The organism is Amaricoccus sp., assembly GCF_017993425.1.
Lineage (GTDB): Bacteria > Pseudomonadota > Alphaproteobacteria > Rhodobacterales > Rhodobacteraceae > Amaricoccus.
The window spans coordinates 44,131-53,931 of the sequence record NZ_JAGOMQ010000030.1 but is presented as its reverse complement, the minus strand read 5'-3'; the positions used below and the strand labels follow the sequence as shown (position 1 = coordinate 53,931).

Genomic DNA, 9,801 nt, shown 5'->3' with positions numbered 1-9,801 from the left:
CCGAGCGCACCGTCGACGGATTATGGAGCGCCATCGGGCGTGGCCTCGACGCCTTCCGCCAAGCCGAGTTCGCCAACTATTTCGCCGCCTGCGGATACGATCCAGAATGATCGGCTATCGCTCTAGAGTCCACAGCTCCTAGCCGCCGTCGGAGCTTGTGAACCGCACCGGTTTCCCGCCACGGCATGCCGTATCGCCGCTCAGCGAAACAGCGGTCTTTGGCCTCGGCGGGCGGAATGTTGCCCGATCGACTCCCGCCAGCGCCTACTGGGCCGTGTATACGCTCCGCGCCGTCGAGAACTTTCCGATCAGCGGCCAGACCGTCGCGACGACCCCCGACCCCGGCCGAGCCGAGGCGCGGAGCGGCCTCAGCCGGCCCGCGCGTCCTCGAGCATCATCCGCGCGGCCTTCTCGGCGATCATCATCGTCGGCGCGTTGGTGTTGCCGCTGGTGATCGTCGGCATGACCGAGGCGTCGGCGATGCGCAGCCGTCCGAGCTTGCGCATCCGGAGCCGCGTGTCCACCACCGCGCCCGCGTCGGCGCCCATGCGGGCCGTGCCGACCGGGTGGAAGATCGTCGTGCCGATCGCCCCAGCGGCTTTGACCAAATCCTCCTCGCTCTCGATCGCGGCGCCCGGCAGGTATTCCTCCGGAAGGAAGCGGGCGAAGGCCGGCTGCTCGGCGATCCGCCGCGTCAGCCGGATCGCCCTGACCGCCACGTCGCGGTCCGCCGCGGCGGAGAGGTAGTTCGGCCGGATCGCCGGATGGCCGCGGAAATCCGGGCTCGTCACGTGGACCGAGCCGCGGCTCTCGGGGCGGAGGTTGCAGACGCTCGCCGTCATCGCCGGGAAGGCGTGCACCGGGTCGCCGAACTTGTCGAGGCTAACAGGCTGCACGTGGTATTCCAGATCCGCCGTCGCCTTCTCCGGGCCCGAGCGCGTGAAGATGCCGACCTGGCTCGGCGCCATCGACATCGGCCCCGAGCGCTTCAGCAGGTATTCGAGCCCGATCAAGGCCTTGCCGACCAGCCGCGAGGCCTTCTCGTTCAGCGTCGGCACGCCCGTGACCTTGTAGACCAGCCGCAGCTGCAGGTGGTCCTGCAGGTTCTCGCCGAGGCCCTCGACCTCGACGGCCGGCGCGATCCCGGCCGCCTGCAAAGCCTCGCCGCGGCCGACGCCGGAATGCTCCAGCACCTGCACCGAGCCGATGGCGCCGGCGGCCAGCGCCGTCTCGCGCGTGGCCCGGGCCTCCTTGCGCTGGCCCTGATGGTGAAACACGACGCCGCGCGCCTCGCCGCCCTCGATGACCAGCCGCTCGACCTCCGCCCCGGTGAGCACGCGCAGGTTCGGCCGGCGCTCGGCGGGGCGCAGGAAGGCGCGGACGGCGCTCCAGCGCCAGCCGCTGCGCTGGGTCACGTCGAAATAGCCGCTGCCCTCGTTGTCGCCCCGGTTGAAGTCGGGCGTGCGCGGGATGCCCGCCTGCTCCGCCGCCGCCATGAAGGCGTCGAGCACCGCCCAGCGGACGCGCGCCGTCTCGACCCGGAGCTCGCCGCCCGCGCCGTGGGCGTCGTCGGCGCCGCGGTAGAAATCCTCCTGCGCCTTGAAGAGAGGCAGGACGTCGTCCCAGCCCCAGCCCGAGCAGCCGAGCTGGCGCCAGTGGTCGTAGTCCGCCGCCTGCCCGCGCATGTAGATCATGCCGTTGATCGAGGAGCAGCCGCCGAGCACCCGGCCGCGCGGATAGAGCAACGCCCGGCCGTTCAGCCCCGCCTCGGCCTGGGTCTTGAAGCCCCAGTCGGTGCGCGGGTTGCCGATGCAGTAGAGATAGCCCACCGGGATGTGAATCCAGTGGTAGTTGTCGCGGCCGCCCGCCTCGAGGAGCAGCACCCGGTTGGCGGGGTCCGCCGACAGCCGGTTCGCCAGAACGCAACCCGCGCTGCCAGCCCCGACCACGATATAGTCATAGCTTTCCATAGCTCTCTCCGGTCGCGCCCGCCAGGCGCCGCGATTGCAGTCTGCCACAGGTCTAGTCGTCGGCGTATGGGCGGTAGGGCTATCGCATTTGGCGCTCAACGGCTCGCGGCCGCCGGCGCTGGCGTTGGGCGGCTCGGCTCGGAGCGGATTTCGCGGTTCGCGAGGAGGCAGGTCAGGGGAGGTCGCGGGTCAGGGGCTGGTAGGCGCCGCGGCGGGGGGTGCCGTCGGGTTGGGGCGGGAGGGGCAGTATGGTGCAGCGGCCGGCGGGGGTCCAGCTCCAGGCGTCACCCTGGAAGTCGACCATGGAGCCGCCGGGCGTTTCGGTTTCGCCGATCCCGTCGTTGCGGCCGGCGAGGGAGACGCCGTAGCAGCGTTCGGATTGCTGGCCCTGCGCCGGGGGCGCCAGCGCGAGGAGGAGGGAGGGGGCGAGGACGACGAGGGCGGCGGCGGGGACGGGCATGGTCGGGCTCCTTCGCGGCTCTATGTGTCGCGGCGGGGGCTTCCCGGCAAGGCTGGCTTTGACGCCGGACGGTTTACCGGTATGGTCGCGCCCGGGACAGCAGGGAGGTCGGAGTTGGAACTGACAGGCTCGCGGCAGATCGCCGCCGACCGCGCGACGGTCTGGGCGGCGCTGAACAACCCGGAGGTGCTCAAGGCGGCGATCCCGGGTTGCCAGGAGCTGAAAGGCGACCCGCAGAACGGCTTCGAGGCGGTGGTCAAGCAGAAGGTCGGGCCGGTTAGCGCGACCTTCCAGGGGGCGGTCCAGCTGTCGAACGTGGTCCCGGGCGAGAGCTACACCATCGCCGGCGAGGGCAAGGGCGGGGCGGCGGGCTTCGCCAAGGGCTCGGCCGACGTGAGCCTTGCGGAGGCCGAGGGCGGGGGCACGCTGCTCTCCTACGTGGTCAAGGCCAACGTGGGCGGCAAGATCGCCCAGCTTGGGGCGCGGCTGATCGACGGCTTCGCCAAGAAGATGGCGGACGGCTTCTTCGAGAGCTTCGCGCGGGCGGTGGAGGGGCCGCCGGAGGAGGAGGCCGCCGTCGGTGAGACCGAGGGCGGCGAGAAGAAGGCGGGCTGGTTCAAGCGGCTGGTCGGCAAGGGGTAGGCCCCCTTCGCGGGCCTCCGCCGGGGCCTGCGCCCGGCAGGCCTGCCCCGGCGGGGCCGGTCTGCCGGGCGATGGCGTGGCGTCCACGGGGGGACATGGGCCATGCCTTTGTTTTTTAAGTAAATTCATGACATTGGAACCATTTCCGGCGGCCGGGCGCGAGGGCGCGATCATCATCCGCTTCGCCGTGGTCGGTGCGACGCCGGTCAGCCTTCAGGCCCCCCGCACCAAGGACGGAGACGCCGGATCGCGGCTCGGGGTCCGGCGGCAGGGTCACTCGCGGCGTGGGGCGCTCATGCGCAGGAACGACTCGTACATCTGCTCGAAGCCCTTGAGGTTGGCAGGGAGCCAGGTGCGCAGCATCTCGTCGGGCTGCATGGCGCGCAGGCTGGAGGTCATCCGGTCCTTGATCTCGCCCATCAGCTCTTCCTGCATCGGCTTGACGTCGGGCAGGCCGAGGAAGGCGCGGGCCTCCTCGGGGGTGCAGTCGACGTTCACGGTGATCTTCATGGGCGGTCCTCGGGGCAGGGGGCGGCTCGCGTCGCAGGCATAGTAGCCGGCCCGGGGCGGCCGCGCGAGGGGGCGGCGGCCGCGGAGGAGGCTGCGCAACGATCGGTTGACAGAGCCGTTCGATTCGCGGCAAGACTTCATCCGAAGCGTTTTGGATAACAAGAATCGAACAAGACGCCCCGCTCCGGGCCCGGCAACCGCCAGAGGCGGAGGTCGGATTCCGATCGGACCCGTCCAGGAGGAGGACCTTCCACGATGTCGACGCCGAGAACGAGACGCCTGGCCGGGCCGTTGCTGGCCGCGGCGTCGCTCCTTACGTTGATGGCGACGTCCGCCCAGGCCGTGCAGGTGAACTTCGTCACCGGCGCCACGGGCAACGCCATCAACGTCTTCAAGGAGATCTTCAAGGACTGGGAGGCGTCGACCGGCAACACGGTCAACATCGTGCCGATGCCGTCCTCGACCACCGACCAGTTCGCGCAGTACCGGCTGTGGCTCGCCGCGCAGAACCCCGACATCGACGTCTACATGGTGGACGTGATCTGGGCGCCGCAGCTCGCCGACAACTTCGTCGACTTGAGCGAGGCGGCCAAGGATCTGGCGCCGACGCATTTCCCGTCGATCATCGAGAGCCAGACGGTGGACGGCAAGCTCGTCGCGCTGCCGATCTTCACCGACGCGCCGGCGCTCTACTACCGCAAGGACCTGCTGGAGAAGCACGGCGTCGAGGTGCCCAAGACCTGGGACGAGCTGACCGCGGCCGCCCAGAAGATCCAGGACGCCGAGCGCGCCGAGGGCGCCAACGACCTCTGGGGCTATGTCTGGCAGGGCGCGGCCTATGAGGGCCTGACCTGCAATGCGCTGGAGTGGGTGAAGTCGAACGGCGGCGGGCAGATCATCCAGCCCGACGGCACGATCTCGATCTACAACGACAGCGCCGAGAAGGCGCTCGACCAGGCCAAGGGCTGGGTCGGGACGATCTCGCCGCCGGGCGTGCTCTCCTACATGGAGGAGGAGGCCCGCGGCGTCTGGCAGACCGGCAACGCCGTCTTCATGCGCAACTGGCCCTATGCCTATGCGCTCGGCAACAGCGCCGACAGCCCGGTGAAGGGGCTCTTCGACGTGGCGCCGCTGCCCTCGGGCGGCGGGGACACCACCTCGGCCGCGACGCTCGGCGGCTGGAACGCCGCCGTGTCGAAGTTCTCGCCGCACCAGGACGAGGCGATCTCGCTCGCCATGTTCATGGCCTCGCCGGAGTTCCAGAAGAAGCACGCGCTGATGGCGGCGAACCTGCCCACCATCATCTCGCTCTACGACGACCCGGAGATCGCCGAGAAGCAGCCGATCATCCCGCGCTGGAAGGAGATCTTCCTCAACGCCGTGCCGCGGCCCTCGGCCCCGACCAAGGTCGCCTACAACGAGGTCTCCTCGAAGTTCTGGACCGCGGTCCACGAGACGCTCTCCGGCAACGGCACCGCCGCGGAGAATCTCGAACTGCTCGAGGTCGATCTCGACGACCTGAAGGGCGCCGGCTGGTAGTCGGGACACGCCGGCCACGAGTCCGGCCACGAAGCCGCGGCGGCGCCTGAGCGTCGCCCGGCCGCCGGAGGGGACGCCCCTCCGGCCTGACCACAAAAAGGACGAGACGGGGAGGGGATCGACGTGACGACCACGGCGCTCGACGGACGTCCGCCGCAGGGATCGAGGCCAGCCGCGCGGCCGGGCCACCGGTCCGAGCTTCAGGCCGAGCGCGTTCGCGCCGCCCGCCTGTTCCTGCTGCCGATGATGATCGCGCTCATGGCGGTGGCCGCCTGGCCGCTTCTGCGCACCATCTGGTTCAGCTTCACCAACACGTCGCTGAGCAACCTTTCGGGCGGCGAGTGGATCGGCTTCGCCAATTATCTGACGTGGCGCACGCTCGACAGCGGCCGCGTCATCTGGCGCGGGACGCTGGTCGATCCGGCCTGGTGGAACGCCGTCTACAACACCTTCCGCTTCGCGATCATCTCGGTCGGGCTGGAGACGGTGCTGGGGCTGCTGGTGGCGCTGGTGCTGAACGCCGAGTTCAAGGGGCGGGCGATCGTGCGGGCCGCGGTGCTGATCCCCTGGGCGATCCCGACGATCGTCTCGGCGAAGCTCTGGGCGTGGCTCTTCAACGACCAGTTCGGCATGGTCAACGACATGCTGATGGGCCTCGGGATCATCGATCACAAGATCGCCTGGACCGCGAGCGCCGACACCGCCTTCTGGGCCGTGATCATCGTCGACGTGTGGAAGACGACGCCGTTCATGGCGCTGCTCTGCCTCGCCGGCCTGCAGATGATCCCGCGCGACATGTACGAGGCGGCGAAGATCGACGGCATCAATCCGGTCAAGGTGTTCTTCAAGGTGACCCTGCCGCTGGTGAAGCCGGCGCTGATGGTGGCGGTGATCTTCCGCATGCTCGACGCGCTCCGGATCTTCGACCTGATCTACGTGCTGACGCCGAATTCGCCGGCGACCAAGACGATGTCGATCATCAGCCGCGAGAACCTGATCGACTTCGACAAGTTCGCCTATGGATCGGCGCAGTCGACGCTCTTGTTCCTGATCATCGCGCTCTGCGTGGTGCTCTATATCTGGCTGGGCAAGGTCGATCTCGGAGGGTCGAAGTGATGGCGATCGTCAAGACAGCCGCCTTCTACCTCGCCGTCGTGGTGATCGTCGTGATCGCGATATTTCCGTTCTATTACGCGATCATCACGAGCTTCAAGACGGGGACGGCGCTCTTTCAGGTCAGCTACTGGCCGACCGAGTTCAACTGGCAGAACTATGTCGACGTGCTGTCGCAGGGCGCCTTCCCGCGCAACATCCTGAACTCGGTGCTGGTGGCGACGCTGACGGTGGCCTGCGCGCTGCTGCTCGGGGTCACCGCCTCCTATGCGCTCGCCCGCGTGCAGTTCCGCGGGCGGACGCTGCTGCTGCTCACCATCCTCGCCGTGTCGATGTTCCCGCAGATCGCGGTTCTCGCCGGCCTCTTCGAGCTGATCCGCTTCATCGGCATCTTCAACACGCCCTGGGCGCTGATCCTCTCCTACACGATCTTCACGCTGCCCTTCACGGTCTGGGTGCTGACCACCTTCATGCGCGACCTGCCGGTCGAGATCGAGGAGGCGGCGATCGTCGACGGGGCGACTCCCTGGGTGATCATCTCCAAGGTGTTCCTGCCGCTGATGTGGCCGGCGATGGTGACGACCGGCCTCCTCGCCTTCATCGGCGCCTGGAACGAGTTCCTGTTCGCGCTGACCTTCACCTCGTCGAGCACGACGCGGACGGTTCCGGTGGCGATCGCGCTCCTGTCGGGCGCGAGCCAGTACGAGACGCCCTGGGGCATCATCATGGCGGCCTCGGTGATCGTGACGGTGCCGCTGATCGTTCTCGTGCTCATCTTCCAACGCAAGATCGTGGCTGGCCTGACCGCCGGCGGCGTCAAAGGCTGATCCGGGGGGCTCGCGTCATGGCGCAACTGCAACTCAACGACGTCCGCAAGTCCTACGGCTCGGTCGACGTCATCAAGGGCGTGAACCTCCACATCGAGGACGGGGAGTTCATGGTCTTCGTCGGCCCCTCGGGCTGCGGCAAGTCCACGCTCCTGCGGCTGATCGCCGGCCTCGAGGACATCACCTCGGGCGACCTGATCTTCGACAACGAGCGGGTCAACGACCTCGCGCCGTCGCGGCGCGGCATCGCGATGGTGTTCCAGAGCTACGCGCTCTATCCGCACATGAAGGTCTACGACAACATGGCCTTCGGCATGAAGCTCGCCCATGCCGGCGAGGCGGAGATCCGCGCCCGGGTCGAGAAGGCGGCGAAGATGCTGCAGATCGACCACCTGCTCGACCGCCTGCCGAAGCAGCTTTCCGGCGGGCAGCGCCAGCGCGTGGCGATCGGGCGGGCGATCGTGCGCGATCCGCGGGTGTTCCTGTTCGACGAGCCCCTGTCGAACCTCGACGCCGCCTTGCGCGTGCAGACGCGGCTGGAGATCGCGCGGCTCCACCACGCGATGAACAACGTCACGATGATCTACGTGACCCACGATCAGGTCGAGGCGATGACGCTCGCGGACCGGATCTGCGTGCTGAAGGATGGGCTCGTCATGCAGGTCGGCACTCCGACCGAGCTCTACGAGAAGCCGAACTCGATCTTCGTCGCCGGCTTCATCGGCAGTCCGAAGATGAACTTCATCAACGGGCAGATCGCCCGGGGCTTCGGGGCGCACACCATCGGGATCCGGTCGGAGCACATGGTGGTGGACAATGCGAGCCCGGTCTGGACGGGCGACGTGGTCCACGCCGAGAACCTCGGCTCGGACAACTACCTCTTCGTCGAGATCGGCGCCGAGGAGCCGGTGCTGGTGCGGCAGGAGGGCAAGACCTCGATCCCGTGGGGCGCGAAGATCGGCATCCGGCCGCTGGAGGAGAACCTCCACCGCTTCGACGAGAAGGGCGCGCCGATGCGCTGATCCCTGCGGGGGTCGGCGTTCCGGGCGATTGGTTGAAGGCCGCGGGCTCGTTCCCGGGAGAATCGACGGAGCGCCTTTGCGCTCCGGAGTCGCTCTCGGCAAGCGCGCAGGCGGACCCCTGCCCGGGGCGGGGCATGAGGACGGGGTGAGGGCGGGGACTTACGCCCGGCCGGACCTAGTGAGAGGAGAGCGAGGACGGCGTCGGGCGGCTTCCGCAGGCGCGGGGTCAGCGTTCCAGGCGGTGGACGCGGGCTTCCCAGCCGCGGAGGAGGCGCGGGTCGGCAGGCGCGTCGAGGTTGCCGGCGAGGAGCTCGCCCGCGCGGGCGCCGGGCAGGTCGGCGGCGATGGTCTCGCGCGAGAGGTTGAGTAGCACCAGCGCGCCGGCGCCGTCGATCGACCGGGAATAGGCGAAGAGCGTCGGGTGCTCCGGCGCGAGGTCGGCGTAGTCGCCGTAGACGAGTTCCGGCAGGGCGTGGCGCAGCGTGATCGCGGCCGGTCGTAGGGCGCGAGGACCTCGCGGCGGAGCTCGGCGAGGTGCTCGTGCAGGCGCGGGCCGTCGGTAGTATTCCGGCCGCGCCCGGTGCTCGGGCGGGTAGTCGGGGAAGGCCGGGTCCTTGGAGATGAAGGCGATGACGTCCATGCGGAACCCGTCGACGCCCTTGTCGAGCCAGAAGCGCATCAGGTCGTGGACCTCGGCGCGCACCTCGGGGTTCTCCCAGTTCAGGTCGGGCTGGCCCTCGGCGGAGAGGTGCATGTACCAGGCGCCGGTCGCAGCGTCCCGCTCCAGGCGGAGCCGGAGAAGAACGAGCGCCAGTCGTTCGGCGGGCCGTCCGCGCGGCCCTCGCGCCAGATGTAGAAGTCGCGGCGCGGGTTGTCGGCGGAGGCGCGGCTCTCGACGAACCAGGCGTGCTCGTCGCTGGTGTGGTTGACGACGAGGTCGAGCACGAGCCGGATTTCTCCGGGAGCGCGCAATCCGTCCGTGATCGCCCCGGCGAGCGCGGCGACGCGCTCGCCGGGGCGATCGCGGACGGATTTGCCACGGGTCAAATCCGTCTGGCCTCGGCGTCGCGATGTGCTCCCGGCCGGGCTTCGGCTCCACCGTCGTGCAGTGTGGGGGCTGGAATCCGGCTTGCCGCTTCTTAAGGGAGCGGTAGCGGCTCAGCTGCCGCCGGCGGCGGAGAGGAGGGGGGTGATGCGGCCGGTGACGATCTCGGGGGTGAGGGGGCCGGGGTAGCGCAGGAGGATGGCGCCGTCGCCGGCGACGACGAAGGTCTCGGGCACGCCGTAGATGCCCCAGTCGAGCGCGATCCGCCCGGTGGGGTCGGTGGCGACGGCGGCGTAGGGATCGCCGAGCTCGGCGAGGAAGCCGGCCGCCTTGGCCGGGTCGTCCTTGTAGTTCACCCCGACGACGCGCACCCCGGCGGCGGCGAGCGCCTTCAGCTCGGGATGCTCGATCCGGCAGGGGCCGCACCAGCTGGCCCAGAAGTTCACCAGCGTGATCTCGCCCGACCGCAGCATGGCGTCGTCGACTTGCGGCAGGTCGCCCAGCGCGCCGGCGCCGGCGAGGGACGGGGCGGGATGGCCGGTCAGCGCGCTCGGCAGCTCGTCGCGGTGGGCGCTCTTCAGGGCGACGAAGGCGATCGCCGCGAAGGCGAGGAAGAGGAGGGGGGGCAGCGCGATGAGGACGTTACGCCGCATCGTTGCGCCCCGGTTTGTCA

The 9,801-nt window shown here is 69.3% G+C and carries 9 protein-coding genes and 2 pseudogenes; 6 read left to right on the top strand and 5 right to left on the bottom strand.

Annotated elements, in window-relative coordinates; genetic code table 11:
* Positions 1-110, top strand: a pseudogene (locus KBB57_RS14475) (IS630 family transposase); the annotation flags it as partial.
* Between the two features lie 258 nt (positions 111-368).
* Here KBB57_RS14475 and KBB57_RS14470 read toward each other — a convergent pair.
* Both KBB57_RS14470 and KBB57_RS14465 read right to left on the bottom strand, forming a co-directional pair.
* The gene (locus tag KBB57_RS14470; protein WP_290751522.1) at positions 369-1,970 is read right to left on the bottom strand and encodes a GMC family oxidoreductase; all 1,602 of its coding nucleotides are present in this window, start codon (positions 1,968-1,970) and stop codon (positions 369-371) included.
* Positions 1,971-2,142: 172 nt separating this feature from the next.
* Positions 2,143-2,430 (bottom strand): DUF2282 domain-containing protein, encoded by a 288-nt coding sequence (locus KBB57_RS14465; protein WP_290751520.1) that lies wholly within the window; start codon positions 2,428-2,430, stop codon positions 2,143-2,145.
* A gap of 114 nt (positions 2,431-2,544) precedes the next feature.
* On the opposite strand from KBB57_RS14465, the gene KBB57_RS14460 reads away from it, so the two are divergent.
* Complete coding sequence (locus tag KBB57_RS14460) at positions 2,545-3,072, top strand: CoxG family protein (RefSeq protein ID WP_290751518.1); 528 nt, start codon at positions 2,545-2,547, stop codon at positions 3,070-3,072.
* Positions 3,073-3,345: 273 nt separating this feature from the next.
* Here the strand turns inward: KBB57_RS14460 and KBB57_RS14455 are convergent, their stop codons facing one another.
* Entirely contained in the window at positions 3,346-3,582 is a 237-nt protein-coding gene (locus tag KBB57_RS14455) for a DUF6489 family protein (protein WP_290751515.1), read from the bottom strand.
* Between the two features lie 321 nt (positions 3,583-3,903).
* Here KBB57_RS14455 and KBB57_RS14450 point away from each other — a divergent pair, with 321 nt between their 5' ends.
* The 4 genes from KBB57_RS14450 to KBB57_RS14435 all read left to right on the top strand — a co-directional run bounded on the left by KBB57_RS14450 (position 3,904) and on the right by KBB57_RS14435 (position 8,083).
* A complete protein-coding gene (locus KBB57_RS14450) occupies positions 3,904-5,121 on the top strand; it encodes an ABC transporter substrate-binding protein (RefSeq protein ID WP_290751514.1) in 1,218 nt (405 codons plus the stop codon).
* 123 nt (positions 5,122-5,244) lie between these two features.
* Positions 5,245-6,237, top strand: coding sequence for a carbohydrate ABC transporter permease (locus tag KBB57_RS14445; protein ID WP_290751512.1), 993 nt, complete (start codon positions 5,245-5,247; stop codon positions 6,235-6,237).
* Positions 6,237-7,061, top strand: a complete 825-nt coding sequence (locus tag KBB57_RS14440; protein WP_290751510.1) for a carbohydrate ABC transporter permease — start codon at positions 6,237-6,239, stop codon at positions 7,059-7,061. Before KBB57_RS14445 ends, KBB57_RS14440 begins: the two co-directional genes overlap by 1 nt.
* Positions 7,062-7,078: 17 nt before the next feature.
* Entirely contained in the window at positions 7,079-8,083 is a 1,005-nt protein-coding gene (locus tag KBB57_RS14435; RefSeq protein WP_290751508.1) for an ABC transporter ATP-binding protein, read from the top strand.
* A 226-nt stretch (positions 8,084-8,309) separates the two neighbouring features.
* Here KBB57_RS14435 and KBB57_RS14430 read toward each other — a convergent pair.
* A pseudogene (locus KBB57_RS14430) lies at positions 8,310-9,028 on the bottom strand (alpha-amylase family glycosyl hydrolase).
* A 213-nt stretch (positions 9,029-9,241) separates the two neighbouring features.
* Entirely contained in the window at positions 9,242-9,781 is a 540-nt protein-coding gene (locus KBB57_RS14425) for a DsbE family thiol:disulfide interchange protein (protein ID WP_290751505.1), read from the bottom strand.
* Positions 9,782-9,801: the final 20 nt, after the last annotated feature.

What these genes read in the sequence shown, in the direction of transcription:
- KBB57_RS14470 (WP_290751522.1), bottom strand. Translation starts at nt 1,970, where the DNA reads ATGGAAAGCTATGACTATATCGTGGTCGGGGCTGGCAGCGCGGGTTGC.
- KBB57_RS14465 (WP_290751520.1), bottom strand. Translation starts at nt 2,430, where the DNA reads ATGCCCGTCCCCGCCGCCGCCCTCGTCGTCCTCGCCCCCTCCCTCCTC.
- KBB57_RS14455 (WP_290751515.1), bottom strand. Translation starts at nt 3,582, where the DNA reads ATGAAGATCACCGTGAACGTCGACTGCACCCCCGAGGAGGCCCGCGCC.
- KBB57_RS14450 (WP_290751514.1), top strand. Translation starts at nt 3,904, where the DNA reads ATGGCGACGTCCGCCCAGGCCGTGCAGGTGAACTTCGTCACCGGCGCC.
- KBB57_RS14440 (WP_290751510.1), top strand. Translation starts at nt 6,237, where the DNA reads ATGGCGATCGTCAAGACAGCCGCCTTCTACCTCGCCGTCGTGGTGATC.
- KBB57_RS14435 (WP_290751508.1), top strand. Translation starts at nt 7,079, where the DNA reads ATGGCGCAACTGCAACTCAACGACGTCCGCAAGTCCTACGGCTCGGTC.
- KBB57_RS14425 (WP_290751505.1), bottom strand. Translation starts at nt 9,781, where the DNA reads ATGCGGCGTAACGTCCTCATCGCGCTGCCCCCCCTCCTCTTCCTCGCC.